The sequence below is a fragment of the Pseudomonas sp. MT92 genome, assembly GCF_058792515.1.
This window is the reverse complement of record NZ_JBXAFA010000004.1, coordinates 278,207-295,143: the sequence shown is the minus strand read 5'-3', so window position 1 is coordinate 295,143 and position 16,937 is coordinate 278,207. Positions and strand designations below refer to the sequence as shown.

The following is a 16,937-nucleotide window of genomic DNA, read 5'->3' as shown; positions in this document are numbered from 1 at the left end:
TCCGGGCCCGCTGCCGGGGGAGTGGCAATGCAAAGTCGCTTGACGAACACACAGGTCCTGACTGAGATGGGGCTGGAGCTTTCAGACTACGAACGACTCATCGGCAACATGTACGATTCGGCCATGGATATCCGCCGTTTGGGTGATTCGTTGCGCCAGCTGCGTTCACTGTTCAAGGCCAATTTCGTGACCTTGATCCTGCGCGTTCAGGATGAGCCGCTGTTGTCGCCGATGATGGTCGCCGGCGATGTCGAGCTGGGGGAGGGGGGCATCAACCATTACGCCTACTATTCCAAATCCACGTTGTTCGACAATCTGCCCACCGACACGGTTTTCACCGTGGATGAATTGATGAGCGAGGCCGAGTGGCTTGGTTCTTCTTTTTATCTGCTCTACTGCCAACCCTATAACTGTCATCAGATGCTGGGCGCCGATATCCGCATGCCCGATGGCAGCGCCGTGCGTTTCCGGATCAACCGTCCACGGGATCAGGCACGGTTTTCCCATGTCGATCGAGCCATGTGCGAGATGCTCCTGCCGCATTTGCGCCGCGCCTTGCACATGCATTCGCAGCTTGATCGCAGTGAATCCATGGGCAGTCTGTATTCGCAAACCATCAGTCGCATGGCGGTGGCGACCTTCGTCCTCGATGAGAATGGCAGCGTAGTGCAGCTCAATTCGGTGGCCCGGGAGATTCTCGACAGTCAGGACGGCCTTAAAGTCGTTGGTGGTCGGCTCGAAGCCATTTACCCGAGTGACAATCGCGAACTGCTGCGCCTGGTGCGCAATGCCTTTCAGCGGGCAAGCCCGGGCGGTGCCGGCGTGCAGGGTGCCGAGGCGATGTCGATTTCCAGGCCCTCGGGGAAAGTCAGCCTGGGCGTGGTAGTGGAATTGATACCGACGCAGGAGCTTGTCGAGGGCAGGGGGAAACCGACGGTCGTGGTGTATGTGCGCGACGCGGTCAGCAAGTCGCTGGTGAGTAACGTGGCGACGTCGCAGTTGTACAACCTGACGCCGGCGGAAACGGCGCTGGCCCTGGAACTGGCCAACGGTCTGTCGCTGGAGGAGGCGTCGGAGACATTGAGTATTCGCCGCAACACAGCCCGCGCGCACTTGCGTTCGATTTTTTCCAAGACCGGTGTCCGTCGCCAGACCGAACTGGTGAGGATCATGCTCAACAGTGTCGTGGCGTTGGCGCAGCCCCACGGACCGGGTTTGGCCGAGCAAGCGCTTTAAGTGGTATTGCTTGGGCGCCGGGTAAAAATGCGTTAGTCCGTGCGGACGATGCTTCTCGATCCTTGGGCTGCCGATACTGGGTGACCGCTATCGGTAACCAAGGAGAATAAAAATGACCGGCAGTAACCTGGCCTCCAGTTGTCTTGTCTCGCGGCCTGCCAACGCCACTCCCAGCTGGGTGTTGGGGTTGATATTGGGATGCAGTGCAATCGCCACGGCGAATGCGGCACCCGAAGATGTGGAGCGCCTGGGCAAGGATTTGACCTGTGTCGGCGCCGACAAGAGCGCCAATGCCGATGGCAGCATCCCGGCGTTCAGTGGCAAGTGGCTGGGAGTGCCACCCCACGTGGACTTCAAGGGCACCGGCAACCATCCCATTGACCCGTACCCGGACGAAAAACCGCTGTTCGTGATTACCACGGCCAACCTGGCGCAATACAGCCAGTATCTGTCCGACGGGCAGAAAGCCTTGTTCAAGCTGTACCCGGCTACGTACAAGATGCCGATCTATCCCTCGCACCGGGACTTCCGTTTCGATGATGGGGTGTGCAATGCCACCCGCGAAAACGCCAGCATCGCGCGACTGGTCGATGACGGTGAAGGGGTGGTGGGCAAAACCGGTGGCACGCCCTTTCCCGTACCACGCAGCGGCCTGGAACTGTTGAAGAACGCCTCGTCCTTCACCTTGCGCGCCTGGACCGAGGAGTACACCTCCGACAATGCCTATGTGCTCAAGGACGGCAACATCAACTGGGGACGCGTGCACTCGCGCAACCTGGCGCCGTCGCTGGAACCGGGCAAGAAAGGCGAGACGGTGGGCAACTCGGCGTTCTACCTCAACGAAACCCTTCTGCCACAACGGGACAAGGGCGAGATCAATACCGGCACCGAGTTCTGGAACGACAAGACCGAACCCCGCCAGGCCTGGCGTTACGACCCCGGTACCCGTCGTGTGCGCCAGTCGCCGGGGTATGGCTTCGACATGTCGTTCCCTGGCAGCGGCGGTTCGATCACCGTGGACGAAGTGCGGCTGTTCAACGGCTCGGGCCAGCGTTATGACTGGAAGATCGTCGGCAAGCGCGAGATGTTCATCCCCTACAACACGTATCGCCTGCACGCGGCGAATCTCAAGTACGCCGACTTGCTGACCCCGGGCCACTTCAATCAGGACGCCATGCGCTACGAGCGTCATCGGGTCTGGGAGCTGGAAGGCACCCTGAAGCCGGGTTATCGCCATCTGTACGGCAAACGCAAGCTGTACATCGATGAAGACACCTGGTTCCCGATGCTGGCCGACAACTACGACAACCGTGGCGAGCTATGGCGGACGTCGATGCTGAATTTCTTCTACGCCTATGAAAGCCAGCGACCGCAAGCGGGTGTGGGGCTGTACTACGACCTCAATGCCGGCAGCTACCTGGCGTTCAACCTGATCAATGAACAGCGCAGTGGCTACCAGTTGAACAAGCCGGGTTTCAGCCCGCGGGACTTCGGCCCGGAAGCCGCCCGTCGATTCGGCCAATAGCCGTGGAGCAGGGTGCTCAACGAGCAGTGAGCACCCTTTGAGAATGGATCGCGTTTGATCTAGTCCAACTGAAGGATGATCTCCTTGCGCGGCTGTTCAATGATGCCTGCCATGGGATCACCCTGTATTTCTTGGGGGCATTACCCGCCCCGAAGTCTGCAATCGAGGAACAATAACAATGACGAAACTCGTTGAGATCAATGTCGAGAACGCCCAGCGCACCCACCGTTACGCGCGTGGCTGGCATTGCCTGGGCAATGCCAGCGAATACCGTGACGGCAAGCCCCATACTCTGGAAGTCTTTGGCACCCGGCTGGTGGCCTTCGCCGACAGCCAAGGCAACATCAGCGTTCTGGATGCCTATTGCCCGCACATGGGCGCCGATCTGTCCCAAGGCACCATCGAGAACGACAAACTGGTGTGCCCCTTCCACCACTGGAAGTACGACACGGGCGGCAAATGCGTGGAGATCCCTTACTGCAAGCGCATTCCACCCAAGGCAAAGACCCGTAGCTGGCTGACCTGCGAAGAAAATAACCTGCTGTTCATCTGGAACAATCCCGAGGGCCGTCCGCCGAAAGAAGGCGTGGTCATCCCGCACCTGCCGGAGATGGACGACCCGGACTGGATCCATGACTGGAACATCGACACCATGCACATCGAGACCAATCCACGGGAACTGGTCGATAACCTGGTGGACGCCCAGCATTTCGGACCGGTACACGGCACGCCCACCAAATACTTCGCCAACGTCTTTGAAGGTCACATCGGGCACCAGATTTTCCATGGTGACTCCGAGCGCCTGGGCGGCGACCTGATCGCGCCATCGGCCTACTACGGCCCTGCTACCCACTTCACGCAGATCAGCTCGATGTTCGGCGATGTGCGCATCCACGCCATTTTGCTCAACAGCCACGTGCCAGTGACGCCGAACAGCTTCGATTTACGTTTTGGGTGCATGGTCAAACGGGTGCCGGGCTGGACTGAAGAACAGAACCAGGAGGTGGCCAGGGCCTATGTCCAGGGCAATCGGGATTCGTTCTATCAGGACGTCGTCATCTGGAAGCACAAGATACGGATCGATAAGCCGATACTGGCTGAAACCGACGGCCCGGTGTACCAGTTGCGCGAGTGGTACGAACAGTTCTTCACCAATGAGGATGACGTGCCCGCGTTCATGGCCGAACGCCGTGAATTCATCACGGTCGACGAGCGCTGAGAGGTAACCCCCCTGCGAGCACAGGATGATCGCAGGGGGTGATCGCAACACCTGGGTCCGACTTAACAGTCACGAGAGCACTAACAATGAAAACAAAAAGTCTTCTTGCCTATTATGTTTGCTTCCTGATTCTGTTCCTCCTGGTGGTGACCGTGCAGGTCTCCCAACCGGTGGAAACCCAAAGCGTGAAGGCCTGCAAGCAATATGCGGGCTGTGTTGCGATCAGCCAGAGCGTTCCGAACTGGTTGAATTTGCGCTGAGGCCAAAAATCGTGCTGCGTCATGCCGACGCAGCAGCAACGCAATCCCTGTAGCAGCTGCCGCAGGCTGCTACAAGTGGTCGGCATCGGGCATTAAAAAAGGCGACATCCCTGTCGCCTTGTCTATTTCTTCGTCCTTCAGTTGATCGGTTTGGAGGTGATCTTCCACTGGGCGTCCAGCGGGCCGATCATCTCCAGCAGCCGCTTGTAACCGGTGTGGAGGATGCGCCACTCGCCCTCAATCTTGACGTAGCGATCCTCATAGATCGCGCTGCCGTTGAGCATGGTTTGCTCATCGAGGTTGATGAACAGGTCGTTGAGGTACCAGAGCCCCGTCGCTTCATCACCGTTGACCACGATTTCCGGGGTATGGCCGTTGTGCATGCCGAAACGTCGGCTGGTGAAGCTGGTGCGGTAGAACTCCATGGCTTCCTCCAGACCGTTGAGTTCAAGTTGATAGGTCGGGCTGTCAAAACGGATCTTCACTTCAGGGGCCAGAAGCGTGCGCAGCAGCTCCAGGTTGCAGGTGTCGATACCGCGAAAGTAGCGGGCCTTGAGCTGTTTGATGTGCTCGATGGCAACGAGATCCAGCATGTGGGTAATCTCCGGGGCGATGGTCAGAATGACCATTCTGCGGGCAGCCGAAAGAGGCGACATTGCTGTCGCCTCGAGCTAGTTAGCAAGGCAGGAAGTGACCGCCGTTGACGTCCAGTTGCGCGCCGGTAATGACCTTGGCGTAATCGCTGGCCAGGTACAGGGCGGCCATGGCGCAGTCGCTGTCTTCGGGGATCTTGCGCAATGGGATCTGTTGGGCGATCTGGTCGACCAGCGACTCCATCGGGACGCCCAGGCGCTTGGCTTCGCTCTTGAAAAAGCCCATCACCGGCGCGCCCCACATCCAGCCCATGAAGGTGGAGTTGACGCGGATGCCGAACGGGCCAAGGTCCTGGGCCAGGTACTGCACGGCGGTTTTCAATGCGCCCTTGGAGACGGCATAACCGGATTCCAGCTGGTTCGGGGTGCGGGTGGCCATGGTGTTGATCATGACGATGCTGCCCACCTTCTGTTTCTTCATCTGCGGCAGCACGGCCTGGGTCATGTGCAGGGTGCCGAACAGGTTGACGTCCATCGCGTTGCGCCAGTCGTCCATCGACGACGCGGACGAAGTGCCCCAGGCGCCATGGGCGTAGGCGGAGTTGATCAAAATGTCGATGCGGCCGAAGTGCTCGACCGTCAGGTCGGCAAGCGTCTGGCACTGTTCGGGCTGGGTAATGTCGGTAGGGACTTTCAGGATCGGCGTGCTGTAGCCCGCATCGCGAACGGCTTTTTCCGCCTGGTCCAGCTTGGCCGGTGTACGCGCGGCCAACACCACGGCCTTGGCCTGGTATTCCGCGGCCCGCACGGCGAGCTTGATGCCCAGGCCAGGACCGATACCGGAAATAATCACAACTTTATCTTTCAGCAACATGGCAATTACCTTCTTGTTTTTATGGGGGGGAATGGGGTGCTCAGGCGCCGCGGGCGTACAGTTCTTCGGCGCGGCGTTTCAGGTCGAGGGCCATCTGGTCGAAGCCGATTTTTACCCAGGCCCCGTGTTCACGCATGATGGTGTCCTGGTTCAGGCCCAGGAAAATGTCGGTGGTGAAGTAGCGGCAGCGGTGGTCATCGATGGCCTTGATGTACTGGTCGCGGCGGGCGGCGTCCATGTTCTCCGGGACGGGGCGCTGTTCCCACGACAACAGCTGCTCGGGGTCGCACGCCACGAGGTATTCAAAGACTGGAACGGTCTCGCGGGTATCGGGCGTCAGCACCTGCATGTGCACCTCGTCGCCGATCTGCAGGCCGCACTGGATGCTCGGACAAAAGCTGTTCCACAGGTGGTAATTCTCCAGATCAATCAGCACTGCCCAGACCACACGGGCGGGGGCGTTAATCTCCACCGTGTGGGAGGTGACGATGTTTTCGGCTCTGGCCATGACGGTCTCCTGTCGTGCGTTCAGTTGATGGGGCGGGAGGTGATCTGCAGCTGCTCGCTCAACGGCTGGATCGTCTCGAGCAAGGTTCCGTAACCCGTCTCGGCGATCATCCAGCGCCCGTCGCGCTTGACGTAGCGATCCTGATAGATCGCGCTGCCATGCAGGTGGGTGTTGTCCTCGAGGTTGATGAACACGTAGCTCAGGTACCAGAGAGCGGTGGCATGGTCGCCGTCGACTTCGATTTCCGGGGTGTGACCGTTGTGGGTGGCCAGGCGGGTCTTGGTGAACGAGGTGCGATAGAAATCCAGCGCATCGCCCAGGCCTTTGACGTGGAACTCGTAGGCCGGGCTCTTGAACGACAGGGCGATGTCTTCCGTGAGCATGGCCTGGAGCATCTCGATATTGCAGGTGTCGATGGCGCGGAAGTAGCGCGCCTTGAGCTGTTTGATCAGCTCGATTGCTTCTAGGTCCAACATGGAAAGCCTCCTTGTGAGCTGTTCACTCGCAGAGCTGGTATTGGCTGGTTTGGATGCAGTCGATTTTGTCGAAGTCGATGAACTGGCTGGTCGACTCGTACATGGCCTGCTGGCGCTTTGCGCAGGTGTCCGGGTCGCCCAGGGCAGCGAAAAATCCCTGCTGATTGCCGATGGCTTCGGGCGGGAAGTTTTCTTCGACGATGGCGTGCAGCACCGGCGCGCCAAAGGTCAGCGAGCGCACCACGGTGTTCTGTCGGTAGCCGAAGATCGATTGCAGGGGATAGGCCTTGGGCCCGTGCCCGTTGCGCCAGGCGTCGTACCATTGCTCGTAGCTCAACCGGTGGGGCTTGTGCAGCAGCGCCACTTGATTCATGCCTGGGGTGCGCTCGCCAAGCGGCACCCGGTATTGAGCGGCGCGGGCCTGGCGTTCTTCGGGGTAGGGCTCGGATTCCAGCACCAGATAAGCCTCCAGGCGGCTGGTCAACGGCGCCACGATCTTCTTGATCGCGGGCCATTGCGAGGCACTGTCCAGCCACAACGAAAGCAGCCCGTCCAAAGGCACGGCGCTGTTGGTAATGCACTGGGCGTGGGCGGCGGCCACCGCGTCATCGGCCAGCATGACGCGGATATTGTTGGCGCCGGCACGCACCAGTTCGTCGCGAAGGCCGAGCAAGTCCGGGCGCCATTGCTCGGCGCTCGGTTGTGTCGGCTTCCACAAGGTCAACATGATTTTTTCCAAGAGTGCTTCCCCCGCGCTTAGTGATTGACGCTCAAGTGACGGGCGCGATATTCGCTGTAGTCCTCAGTCATCTGCGCTTCATTCAGGCCGAAGCGCTCCAGGCTGTAGTCGTGGCTGGCGCGTTTTTCCCGGCTGTTTTGCGACAGCCAGGCCTGCGCATCGGCGCGGACCTTGTCGGTAAACGGCAGGTTGGCGAAGGCGTAGACCTTCTCCAGGACTTGCATCGGCTGGGTCACGGTGTCGGCGAAGTGGATGTCGAGGAAACGCCCGGCCGCGTGCTGTTCGCGAACCTGCATAGTGTGACGGATGCCCCGGGCCATGCGGTTGTTCCACTGCTCGCCGGCGGCTTTCGGGTCCGGGTCGTCGCTGTACATCTGCCACAGGGTGTGGGCCATGCTCGCCATGGACGGGATGGTCTGCGCCGGTTCGCGGTGGGTCAGAATCACCTGGGCATTCGGGAACACGTCCAGCAGCAAATGCAGGGTGTGCAGGTGTTGCGGTGCCTTCAGCAGCCAGCGTTGGCCGGCGGGTTCACCCCGTTGTTTTTTCTGCCACTGCAGGAACTGCAGCATCTTTTTCAACTGGGTGTAGACCGGCCGCTGGTCTTGCCGGTCCAACCAGCGGGTGTAGCTGGGCACGTTGACGTAGGCGTCCATGGCGCACATGAACGAGTGTTCCATGAGCATGAACTCTTCGTCGCAGAGCATGGCATCCAGCGGGTGGATCGCGAGAATCTGCGGGATGACTTCGGCCATCAGGTCGACCTCGGCCTTGGCCTGGGCGATGCGCTTGGACGGTGCGGCCAGGGTTTCGTCCGGCAGCGGTGCCGGGAATCGGGTTTCCCACCACGCCGCGGAGTAGAAGCGCGGGTCAACCGCCAGGGTGCGCTGAAGCATGGTGGTGCCGGTGCGAGGCAAACCGACGATGACCAGTGGATCGTCGATCGACACCTCGGTTATTTCCGGATAACGGCGCAGGTAGTCTTCCATCACCAGACGGTTGACCAGTTGCCCCACCAGCCGTTCTTCCAGCAAATACAGGCCGGACGGCGACAGCCGGGCTTCGGCGGCCAGGGCCTCGAACAACGCCTGCAACGACTCGCGGTAATTGTCGTCGCCGAAATCGCTCAGGCCGTTGGCGCGCGCGATGGCGCTGGCCAACAGTTTTTCGACGGTCAGGTCATCAATGCGGGTGAGGGCGTTCATACGGCCTCCGCCACAGCAGACAGGTTGACGACGCGCGTGGTGGGGTGGCATTGCTCCTTGGCGCCGACCCAGCGCAGGCACAGGGTGCCTTGACGTACGCCGGCGGTTTGCAGCCAGTTGTTCACGCCCGGGTCCCGCTCGCTGAGCACCAGGGTCACGCCGCCGTTATCGTCGTATTGCGCCTGGTGTTTGTTGAGGCAGATCTGGTGGTAGCGGTAGTCCAGCGATTCCATCCAGTAGTTGTTGATCTGCAAGTTCCAGAAATCGCAGTCCGGCACTTCATCGATGTGGATGACCAACGCCTCGTCCTCGGCCAGCGCCCAGTGCGAGTGGTAGTAGAAAATGTTCGGGTCGCCGCCCACGGACTGGCAGAGCGCCTGGTTGGCCGGTGGCAGTTGATTGCTGTGCGGCAGGTAGCTTTGGCTCCAGTCGGCGAACAGCCTGGCGGTGTTTTCGACGAAGCTTGATACTCGCGCCAGGCCTTGCTGGAACGTCGCCGGATCAAGGGCCTGCGGCTTGCTGTCGGTGCCGATGCGTTCGATGTTCAGCTTGGCCGGCACTTCGCTGCGACGGTCGAGAAATGTCTGCCGTACGATCAAGGCATTGGTGGCGGGTTCCATTTTCAGCCAGTTGCCCGGTTGCGGCTCGGTGCTGAGGATGATTTCGAAGTTGCCCTGGGCATCGACCTGCAACTGGCTGGCGTCGATGAAGCCGGTCTGGATCAGGGTGCCGTCGGTTTCATACCCGCCTTTCTGGGTGCCAAAGCTCAGGTAGGCGACACTGCCGCGCTGGCCTTTGATGCGGTATTGCAGCGTACCGTCCAGGCGCGAGTACTCGTAGAGGTTGTCCGGGTTGTCGGCACCGATCTTCGCGGTCTCGTGGGAGGTCTTGAAGAAGCTGGGAAAGGCCGGGTCGGCAAACTCGATGTGCATTTCCAGGCCGATGCGCAGCAGGCGCGTGAGGTAGCGGAAACCTTCGGCGCGGGTGGCGGCATCGGCGGGCGCTTCGGGGCGCAGGATCTGTTCGCCGCAACGCTTGAGGTGATCGCAAAACGTGGCCCAGGTCTGGCCACTCAATAACTGTTGTTCGTCAATAGAGCTGATTGTCATTGTTAGACTCTCTTGATTAGGCGAGCACCACCGCAGCGGCGCTCGTTTAAAACCCGGCGTACCGGGCGCTGGGGGTCAGAGTTCTTTGCCGATGATGCCTCGCTCGGTTAGCACGGCGAGGATGCGATCCACGGCGCCTTCCGGCGTGAGCTTGCTGGTCTCGATATGGATGTCCGGTTTGCTTGGCACCTCATAAGGCGAGTCGATGCCCGTGAAGTTTTTCAGCTCGCCGCGACGAACTTTCTTGTACAGGCCCTTGGGATCACGCTCTTCAGCGACCGCCAGCGGCGTATCGACAAAAATCTCGATGAACTCGCCTTCCTGCAGCAGACCACGCGCCATTTCGCGTTCGGAACGGAACGGCGAAATGAAGGCGGTCAGCACAATCATCCCGGCATCTACAAACAACTTGGACACCTCGGCCACCCGGCGGATGTTTTCCACGCGGTCGGCATCGGTAAAGCCCAGGTCGCGGTTCAGGCCATGGCGCACGTTGTCGCCATCGAGCAAGTAAGTGTGCCGGCCTCGGGCGTACAGTCGGGTTTCCAGCAGGTTGGCGATGGCCGATTTACCAGCGCCCGACAAACCGGTGAACCACAGCAACACCGGTTGCTGGCCCATCTGTTCAGCGCGGGCCTTCTTGTTCACATCCACATGCTGCATGTGGATGTTCTGCGAACGGCGCAGGGAGAACTCGATCAGGCCTGCGCCAACGGTGGCATTGGTCAGACGGTCGATGAGGATGAAGCTGCCGGTTTCGCGGTTGCACTTGTAAGCATCGAAAGCGATCGGCTGGCTGGTGAACAGATTGCATACGCCAATTTCATTCAACGCCAGTTCCTTTGCCGCCAAGTGCTCCATGGTGTTGACGTTGATCTTGTACTTGGGCACTGTCAGGGTGACTGGCAGCGTCTTGCCGCCGATCTTCATCAAGTAGGGGCGACCGGCGAGCATGGCCTGTTCGTGCATCCAGATGAGGTTGACCTGGAATTGATCGGCCACGCTGGCAGGGTCTTCTGCGGTGGACAACACATCGCCGCGGCTGCAATCGACTTCGTCGGTCAGGGTCAGGGTGATGGACTGCCCGGCCACGGCTTGTTGCAGGTCACCGTCAAGGGTGACGATGCGAGAGATCCGACTTTCTTGTCCTGCCGGTAACACACGTACCCGGTCACCGGGATGAATGACGCCGCTGGCGATGGTGCCTGTGAAACCACGGAAATCCAGGTTGGGACGGTTCACCCACTGCACCGGCATGCGAAACGACAGTTTCTGCTGGTGCGCTTCGTCGATCTCGACGGTTTCCAGATAGCCCATCAGGGTGGTGCCGCGGTACCAAGGCATGTGCTCACTCTGCACGGTGATGTTTTCACCTCGCAGCGCCGACATGGGTATGGCGGTGACATCTTCAAGATTGATCTGCCTGGCGAAGGCGCGGTAGTCATCGACGATGGCGTTGAAGACTTTCTCCGAGTAGTCCATCAAGTCCATCTTGTTGACGGCAAGGACCACCTTGCGTATGCCGATCAGCGATGCCAGATAACTGTGGCGCCGGGATTGAGTCAGTACGCCGCGTCGGGCGTCGATCATCACTACGGCCACATCGGCGGTGGAGGCACCGGTCACCATGTTGCGGGTGTACTGCTCGTGGCCAGGGGTGTCGGCAACGATGAACTTGCGCAGGTCTGTCGAGAAAAAGCGGTAGGCCACATCGATGGTGATGCCTTGTTCGCGCTCAGCGGCCAGGCCGTCCACCAACAGGGCGAAGTCCAGTTCGCCGCCTTGGGTGCCGTCTTTTTTCGAGTCGGCCTCCAGGGCTTCCATCTGGTCTTCGAAGAGCATTTTGGAATCGTAAAGCAGGCGCCCGATCAGGGTGCTTTTGCCGTCGTCCACACTGCCGCAGGTAATGAAGCGCAGCAGGCTCTTGTGCTCGTGGGCCTTGAGGTATTGCCCGATATCCTCGGCAATCAGTTCAGATACGTGTGCCATTAGAAATACCCCTCTTGTTTTTTCTTCTCCATTGATGCGGACGAGTCATGGTCGATCATTCGGCCCTGACGCTCGGACGTGCGGGTCAGCAGCATTTCTTGAATGATCTTGGGCAGCGTGTCGGCGTCAGATTCGACGGCACCGGTGAGCGGGTAGCAGCCCAGGGTGCGAAAGCGCACGTTGCGAATCATCGGTACTTCACCCGGGTTGAGCGGCATACGTGCGTCATCTACCATGATCAGCATCCCGTCACGCTCGACTACCGGGCGCGGCGCAGCGAAATACAGCGGTACGATCGGGATGTTTTCCAGGTATATGTATTGCCAGATGTCCAGCTCGGTCCAGTTGGACAGAGGGAATACGCGGATCGACTCGCCTTTGTGTTTTCGCGTGTTGTACAGGTGCCAGAGCTCCGGACGCTGGTTCTTCGGGTCCCATCGGTGCTGGTCGGAGCGGAAGGAGAAAATCCGTTCTTTGGCGCGGGATTTTTCCTCGTCGCGACGTGCACCGCCGAAGGCCGCGTCGAAGCCGTAGTGGTCCAGCGCCTGTTTCAGGCCCTCGGTCTTCATGATGTCGGTGTGGATCTGCGATCCGTGCTTGAAAGGGCTGATGCCCATTTCAACGCCTTCGGGGTTGATGTGGGTCAGCAGGTCCACGTTCAGCTTGGTCACCATCTGATCGCGGAAGCGATACATCTCCTGGAACTTCCAGGTGGTGTCGACATGCAGCAAAGGGAAGGGCGGCTTGGCCGGGTAGAAGGCTTTCATGGCCAAGTGCAGCATGACCGCGCTGTCCTTGCCGATGGAGTAGAGCATGACCGGGTTGTCGGATTCGGCGATAACCTCGCGCATTGCCTGGATGCTTTCCGCTTCCAGTCGCTGCAGGTGGGTAAGCGTCATAGATTTTCCTCTCGCTTTTTGTTGTTGTCGTTTTTCAACGTACAACTGCTGCGATTCGGACTTATGCGCGACTTGATGTTTTAACATCAGGCGTAACATCTGCAGCATCGGGTCGCCGGGCAGGGTGGTGGCGAGCGCGGCTGGCTCGTTGTCTGGCACGATGTGATGGCTGACGCGCGCGGCTTGCTGACTGATCTGGGTCGCCAGTTCGCGGGCGCCGCAGAGCATTGCGCTGGCTTCCGGCAGGTGGAACAGGTGCAGCCTTTCAGCGCGTTCGCCCGCCCAGGTAATGAAGGTCGCGGCGCGTTGCCAATGCATGCCTGAGAGCAGGGCAAACACTTTGCGTTCCGACGAGCGATACAGGCGGTCGAAGAACGCTTCCAGGTGGGGCGCGCGCAGCCCGTCTTCGTAAGGGAACCAGAGCACCTTCCCGCGATTGCTGACGGCGCGCAGAACCCCATAACTGAGCTTGCCCAAGTCGTTGCGCGCACCGTAGTCATCGATCCAGTGGATTTCGCCGTTCTGCGCACGGGATTGCTCGAGAATGTCCCGGTAGGTGCTGCGGTACCAACGCTGCACCGCCAGCGAAGCATTTGCGACGCGCTTGGCCGGGCGTTCGGCATTCAGCTGCCAGCGTTGCAAATAGTGGGCGGCAGTGCGTTCTGGCAAGTCAATATCGTGCAAACGCTTGACCAGTGCCTGCATCGCTTCCAATTGCCAAAGCAGGAACGGTAACTGGTGCCGTTCCGGCGAGGTGCTGACCAACAACAGGTAGATGTTCTGTTCCTGCTCGGCCGAGAGACTGCGGCCTTCACCTTGCTTGCGCCCGCGCTCGCGCACGGGCACGGCCTTCCAGCCACCGGTTTGCCACGCCTTGTAGGCTGAGATGATTGTCGGCGACGAGAGTCCTGTGTCCTGGTTGATGGCTTTGAGCGTGCTTCCGGCGATGCGCATCTGCACGGCGCGCAGGCGGAGCTTGTTGATCTGTACAACCGATAACTGATTGCCGTGGGGCACAGGAACTCCTGTTAAACATCCATTTGCTGAGTGGTGATGGGGTGGATGCCTGTACTGTTCCCGGATCAAGAAAACGGCGCATAGGCCGTTTGGACCATACGAAGAATAAAAACAGGAGAAATCTCATGAACCAGTCAATGACTGTTCTGCTTGAAGACGTCATCGGCATCGCGCGCGCAGCGGGCGAACTGGTGTCGGAGGTGTACCGCACCGATTTCGAGGTACGCGGGAAGCTCGATACCTCGCCTGTGACCGAGGCTGACGAGCGAGCCGAGACGTTGATACTTCAAGCTTTGGCGGCACGCACGCCGCAGATCCCGGTGATTTCCGAAGAAGCCGCCGCTGCCGGCCTGGTGCCCGAAGTGGGTCAGCGCTTCTGGCTGGTGGACCCGCTGGACGGGACCAAGGAATTCATCAATCGTAATGGCGAGTTCACTGTCAATATCGCCCTGATCGATAACGGCGAACCGGTACTGGGGGTGGTTTTTGCGCCTGCGCTGCAGCGGCTGTTCGCGGGTGCCCGCGGTTGCGGCGCCTTTATCGAACAGGCAGGAAAACGCGAGGTCATTCAATGCCGGACGGTATCGGAGGAGGGACTGGACGTGGTCGCCAGCCGCTCCCATGGCGATGCCGAGGCGTTGGATAAATTTCTCGACGGGCGCAAGGTGCGCTCACTGAAAAGCGCGGGTTCATCGCTGAAGATCTGCCTGGTGGCTACGGGCGAAGCGGACCTCTATCCGCGTCTGGGCCGAACCATGGAGTGGGATATCGCGGCGGGTCACGCGGTACTGGCCGCCGCCGGCGGGCAGATTTTCACACTGGCCGGTGATGCGCTGGGTTATGGCAAGCCCGGTCTGGACAACCCGCATTTCTATGCGCGTGGTCTTTAGTCCTTAACCCGTACGTGGACCTTTCGACCGTTGGCACCTCAGTATTGGCGGCAGTACTGAGCAACCCCTCACCGTGGCCTGGTGGATTTGCGCAAGCCACGGTACCGAACGAATTGCCTGATGCGCCCCTAGCTCGCGCTGATGTTGCCGCAGAAAAGAGGGCGGCTACCGTCCGCCGGGCTGGTGCGAACGAGCAAGACATAGTCACCCTTGGTCAGTTCGCTCAGCGCCACCGGCGCCTGGGACCATTGCTGGGTACGCGGGGCCAGCGATGGATAATCGACGCTGTTGGCCTGATGGGTCTTGTACACCGGTTGTGTGCTCAACTGCTGACACGAGCCAGAGTAGATGGCCGTAACGAGGCGGCTAGGTACAGCCAGGTCGTGAGGGACACCACCGACGGTGAGCCAGATGCTGGTTTGGTTGCCCACCGGGCTGAGGGTGGCTCGAGCGATATGCTCGGCGTTTTGCGGGGTAGCATTGAGGGGGACATCGACAACCTCGGTTCGGCTTGCGCAACCTGAAATCGTCCCGACCATCACTACCAACGCCAGCCAAGATTTTCTGTTCATTACAGATCTCCTGATTTGAAGTGCGTTGATTTCATGTCCCCCTGTGTAGTCTAGTGGCCTGCGCTGGGCGCGGGATCCAGCTGATGGGCGGTCATCCTCCATTATGAAATGCGCTGCAATTTTGAATTTATTGAAACAGTTGGATGGCTGGCCCGCTTGTAACGAGCCAACCGACTCGATCCGTTATCGAATCAATGGCACGCCACTGAGCGTTTGCAGGTCATCAAAGCTGATATCAGCGACGATCTCCAGGACCTTCAAGCCTTCCGCGGTGACGTCCAGAATAGCCAGGTCGGTATAAATCCGAGTCACGCAGCCGATACCGGTCAGTGGGTAGGTGCATTGCGGCACCAATTTGCTTTCGCCCGTCTTGGTCAGGTGATCCATCATGACGAACACCTGACGCGCGCCTGTCGCGAGGTCCATCGCGCCACCCACTGCCGGAATGGAGCCTTCGGCGCCGGTGTGCCAGTTGGCAAGGTCGCCGTTGACCGAGACCTGGAAGGCGCCAAGCACGGCAATATCGATGTGCCCGCCGCGCATCATCGAGAACGAATCGGCGTGGTGAAAATAGGCGCCACCGGGCAGCAGCGTCACGTGCTGTTTGCCCGCGTTGATCAGGTCATCGTCTTCCTCACCCGGCGCAGGACTCGGGCCCATGCCCAGTACACCGTTTTCACTGTGCAGGAACACTTCCTTGTCACCCAGGTAGTTGGCCACCAGCGTGGGCACGCCAATGCCCAGGTTCACGTAAGAGCCTTCGAGAATATCGTCGGCCACGCGTTGGGCCATTTCGCTACGCGATAGTTTTTTCATAACAGTCATGGCGGGCCTCAGTTGACGTTGGCTTTCGTGAGAGGGGCACGCGGCACTTTGACCACGCGCTGAACGAAGATCCCCGGGGTAATGATGTGTTCGGGGTCCAGCTCTCCCAACTCGACGATCTGATTGACCTGGGCGATTGTCGTTGTCGCCGCCATCGCCATGATCGGTCCAAAATTACGCGCGGCTTTGCGATAGGTGAGGTTGCCCCAGCGATCGCCCTTTTCGGCCTTGATCAGTGCGACATCGGCGCGCAACGGCATTTCCAGCACATAGTTGCGACCGTCGATCACTCGGGTTTCCTTGCCTTCGGCCAGCAACGTGCCATACCCGGTGGGCGAATAAAACGCACCGATTCCAGAGCCTGCCGCGCGGATACGTTCGGCCAGATTGCCTTGTGGCACGACTTCAAGCTGGACCTTTCCTGCCAGGTAGAGTTCGTCGAATACATAGGAATCGGATTGGCGTGGAAACGAACAGATGACCTTGGCAACGCGCCCGGCCTTGAGCAGTGCAGCCAAACCGATCTCACCGTTGCCGGCATTGTTGCTGATGATGGTCAGCTCGCGAGCGCCGGAAGCAATGACACCATCTACCAACTCTGACGGCATCCCGGCAGTGCCGAAACCACCCACCATGATGACCGAACCATCGGCAATGCCGTCTAGTGCAGCAGCGACGGACTCAAATGTTTTGTTGATCAAGACGTACTCCCGTTTTTATGTTGGCTGAACAGAATGATCCGATGGAAAAAAACGCTGGATCATCGTGACGGTTAAGATGTGCATAGCGTGCCAAACAATGGGGCAAGGAGGGTGTCCCGACATGTGATGTCGTGCGATTAGCGAACGAAACCGTAACACCGTGACAGGTACCTTGGAGCATTCAGCTGTGCATGTGCGAGGTTAGCGAACCCATCCTTGGCATTGGGTTGGGTTGTACCGGGGTTAGAGGAAGACGAACCTTAATGAACGTCCTCCTCGAAACCTTCCCGTGTAACCGCT

17 protein-coding genes are annotated in these 16,937 nt (G+C 59.6%); 5 read left to right on the top strand and 12 right to left on the bottom strand.

Annotated elements, in window-relative coordinates; translation table 11 throughout:
• Positions 1 to 27 precede the first annotated feature (27 nt).
• The 4 genes from AC1Q6D_RS09680 to AC1Q6D_RS09665 all read left to right on the top strand — a co-directional run bounded on the left by AC1Q6D_RS09680 (position 28) and on the right by AC1Q6D_RS09665 (position 4,240).
• Positions 28 to 1,236: a helix-turn-helix transcriptional regulator gene (locus AC1Q6D_RS09680; RefSeq protein ID WP_103403145.1), complete on the top strand. Its 1,209-nt coding sequence runs from the start codon at positions 28 to 30 to the stop codon at positions 1,234 to 1,236.
• A gap of 112 nt (positions 1,237 to 1,348) precedes the next feature.
• Positions 1,349 to 2,761 carry a DUF1329 domain-containing protein gene (locus AC1Q6D_RS09675; protein ID WP_103403144.1) on the top strand — a complete coding sequence of 471 codons (1,413 nt, stop codon included), beginning with the start codon at positions 1,349 to 1,351 and terminating at the stop codon, positions 2,759 to 2,761.
• A gap of 178 nt (positions 2,762 to 2,939) precedes the next feature.
• Complete coding sequence (locus AC1Q6D_RS09670) at positions 2,940 to 3,980, top strand: 3-ketosteroid-9-alpha-monooxygenase, oxygenase component (protein ID WP_090461810.1); 1,041 nt, start codon at positions 2,940 to 2,942, stop codon at positions 3,978 to 3,980.
• 86 nt (positions 3,981 to 4,066) lie between these two features.
• Positions 4,067 to 4,240 carry a hypothetical protein gene (locus tag AC1Q6D_RS09665; protein ID WP_178083098.1) on the top strand — a complete coding sequence of 58 codons (174 nt, stop codon included), beginning with the start codon at positions 4,067 to 4,069 and terminating at the stop codon, positions 4,238 to 4,240.
• 137 nt (positions 4,241 to 4,377) lie between these two features.
• On the opposite strand, the gene AC1Q6D_RS09660 is transcribed toward AC1Q6D_RS09665, so the two are convergent.
• The 9 genes from AC1Q6D_RS09660 to cysD all read right to left on the bottom strand — a co-directional run bounded on the left by AC1Q6D_RS09660 (position 4,378) and on the right by cysD (position 12,719).
• Entirely contained in the window at positions 4,378 to 4,896 is a 519-nt protein-coding gene (locus AC1Q6D_RS09660) for a nuclear transport factor 2 family protein (RefSeq protein ID WP_256590116.1), read from the bottom strand.
• A gap of 19 nt (positions 4,897 to 4,915) precedes the next feature.
• Complete coding sequence (locus AC1Q6D_RS09655) at positions 4,916 to 5,707, bottom strand: SDR family oxidoreductase (protein WP_103403142.1); 792 nt, start codon at positions 5,705 to 5,707, stop codon at positions 4,916 to 4,918.
• A gap of 40 nt (positions 5,708 to 5,747) precedes the next feature.
• Positions 5,748 to 6,215, bottom strand: coding sequence for an SRPBCC domain-containing protein (locus tag AC1Q6D_RS09650; RefSeq protein ID WP_103403141.1), 468 nt, complete (start codon positions 6,213 to 6,215; stop codon positions 5,748 to 5,750).
• Between the two features lie 20 nt (positions 6,216 to 6,235).
• Positions 6,236 to 6,691, bottom strand: a complete 456-nt coding sequence (locus AC1Q6D_RS09645; protein WP_103403140.1) for a nuclear transport factor 2 family protein — start codon at positions 6,689 to 6,691, stop codon at positions 6,236 to 6,238.
• A 22-nt stretch (positions 6,692 to 6,713) separates the two neighbouring features.
• On the bottom strand, positions 6,714 to 7,418 hold the full coding sequence (locus AC1Q6D_RS09640) for an EthD domain-containing protein (RefSeq protein ID WP_256590114.1): 705 nt from the start codon (positions 7,416 to 7,418) through the stop codon (positions 6,714 to 6,716).
• 29 nt (positions 7,419 to 7,447) lie between these two features.
• Positions 7,448 to 8,635 (bottom strand): sulfotransferase family protein, encoded by a 1,188-nt coding sequence (locus AC1Q6D_RS09635; protein ID WP_103403138.1) that lies wholly within the window; start codon positions 8,633 to 8,635, stop codon positions 7,448 to 7,450.
• A complete protein-coding gene (locus AC1Q6D_RS09630; protein WP_103403137.1) occupies positions 8,632 to 9,744 on the bottom strand; it encodes a DUF1214 domain-containing protein in 1,113 nt (370 codons plus the stop codon). Before AC1Q6D_RS09630 ends, AC1Q6D_RS09635 begins: the two co-directional genes overlap by 4 nt.
• Positions 9,745 to 9,819: 75 nt before the next feature.
• A complete protein-coding gene (gene cysN, locus AC1Q6D_RS09625; protein WP_103403136.1) occupies positions 9,820 to 11,733 on the bottom strand; it encodes a sulfate adenylyltransferase subunit CysN in 1,914 nt (637 codons plus the stop codon).
• Positions 11,733 to 12,719: a sulfate adenylyltransferase subunit CysD gene (cysD, locus tag AC1Q6D_RS09620; RefSeq protein WP_256590130.1), complete on the bottom strand. Its 987-nt coding sequence runs from the start codon at positions 12,717 to 12,719 to the stop codon at positions 11,733 to 11,735. Before cysD ends, cysN begins: the two co-directional genes overlap by 1 nt.
• A 1,055-nt stretch (positions 12,720 to 13,774) precedes the next feature.
• Between cysD and cysQ the strand changes: the two genes are divergently transcribed.
• Positions 13,775 to 14,539 (top strand): 3'(2'),5'-bisphosphate nucleotidase CysQ, encoded by a 765-nt coding sequence (cysQ, locus tag AC1Q6D_RS09615; RefSeq protein WP_103403134.1) that lies wholly within the window; start codon positions 13,775 to 13,777, stop codon positions 14,537 to 14,539.
• Positions 14,540 to 14,667: 128 nt separating this feature from the next.
• On the opposite strand, the gene AC1Q6D_RS09610 is transcribed toward cysQ, so the two are convergent.
• The 3 genes from AC1Q6D_RS09610 to AC1Q6D_RS09600 form a co-directional block, all read right to left on the bottom strand.
• On the bottom strand, positions 14,668 to 15,111 hold the full coding sequence (locus AC1Q6D_RS09610; protein ID WP_103403133.1) for a hypothetical protein: 444 nt from the start codon (positions 15,109 to 15,111) through the stop codon (positions 14,668 to 14,670).
• A 183-nt stretch (positions 15,112 to 15,294) separates the two neighbouring features.
• A complete protein-coding gene (locus tag AC1Q6D_RS09605; protein WP_103403132.1) occupies positions 15,295 to 15,936 on the bottom strand; it encodes a 3-oxoacid CoA-transferase subunit B in 642 nt (213 codons plus the stop codon).
• 8 nt (positions 15,937 to 15,944) lie between these two features.
• Complete coding sequence (locus AC1Q6D_RS09600) at positions 15,945 to 16,637, bottom strand: 3-oxoacid CoA-transferase subunit A (protein ID WP_047529128.1); 693 nt, start codon at positions 16,635 to 16,637, stop codon at positions 15,945 to 15,947.
• Positions 16,638 to 16,937: the final 300 nt, after the last annotated feature.

Coding starts and splice junctions, on each gene's coding strand:
- AC1Q6D_RS09680 (WP_103403145.1), top strand. CDS start 28: ATGCAAAGTCGCTTGACGAACACACAGGTCCTGACTGAGATGGGGCTG.
- AC1Q6D_RS09675 (WP_103403144.1), top strand. CDS start 1,349: ATGACCGGCAGTAACCTGGCCTCCAGTTGTCTTGTCTCGCGGCCTGCC.
- AC1Q6D_RS09670 (WP_090461810.1), top strand. CDS start 2,940: ATGACGAAACTCGTTGAGATCAATGTCGAGAACGCCCAGCGCACCCAC.
- AC1Q6D_RS09665 (WP_178083098.1), top strand. CDS start 4,067: ATGAAAACAAAAAGTCTTCTTGCCTATTATGTTTGCTTCCTGATTCTG.
- AC1Q6D_RS09660 (WP_256590116.1), bottom strand. CDS start 4,896: ATGTCGCCTCTTTCGGCTGCCCGCAGAATGGTCATTCTGACCATCGCC.
- AC1Q6D_RS09655 (WP_103403142.1), bottom strand. CDS start 5,707: ATGTTGCTGAAAGATAAAGTTGTGATTATTTCCGGTATCGGTCCTGGC.
- AC1Q6D_RS09650 (WP_103403141.1), bottom strand. CDS start 6,215: ATGGCCAGAGCCGAAAACATCGTCACCTCCCACACGGTGGAGATTAAC.
- AC1Q6D_RS09645 (WP_103403140.1), bottom strand. CDS start 6,691: ATGTTGGACCTAGAAGCAATCGAGCTGATCAAACAGCTCAAGGCGCGC.
- AC1Q6D_RS09640 (WP_256590114.1), bottom strand. CDS start 7,418: ATGTTGACCTTGTGGAAGCCGACACAACCGAGCGCCGAGCAATGGCGC.
- AC1Q6D_RS09635 (WP_103403138.1), bottom strand. CDS start 8,635: ATGAACGCCCTCACCCGCATTGATGACCTGACCGTCGAAAAACTGTTG.
- AC1Q6D_RS09630 (WP_103403137.1), bottom strand. CDS start 9,744: ATGACAATCAGCTCTATTGACGAACAACAGTTATTGAGTGGCCAGACC.
- cysN (WP_103403136.1), bottom strand. CDS start 11,733: ATGGCACACGTATCTGAACTGATTGCCGAGGATATCGGGCAATACCTC.
- cysD (WP_256590130.1), bottom strand. CDS start 12,719: ATGTTAAAACATCAAGTCGCGCATAAGTCCGAATCGCAGCAGTTGTAC.
- cysQ (WP_103403134.1), top strand. CDS start 13,775: ATGAACCAGTCAATGACTGTTCTGCTTGAAGACGTCATCGGCATCGCG.
- AC1Q6D_RS09610 (WP_103403133.1), bottom strand. CDS start 15,111: ATGAACAGAAAATCTTGGCTGGCGTTGGTAGTGATGGTCGGGACGATT.
- AC1Q6D_RS09605 (WP_103403132.1), bottom strand. CDS start 15,936: ATGACTGTTATGAAAAAACTATCGCGTAGCGAAATGGCCCAACGCGTG.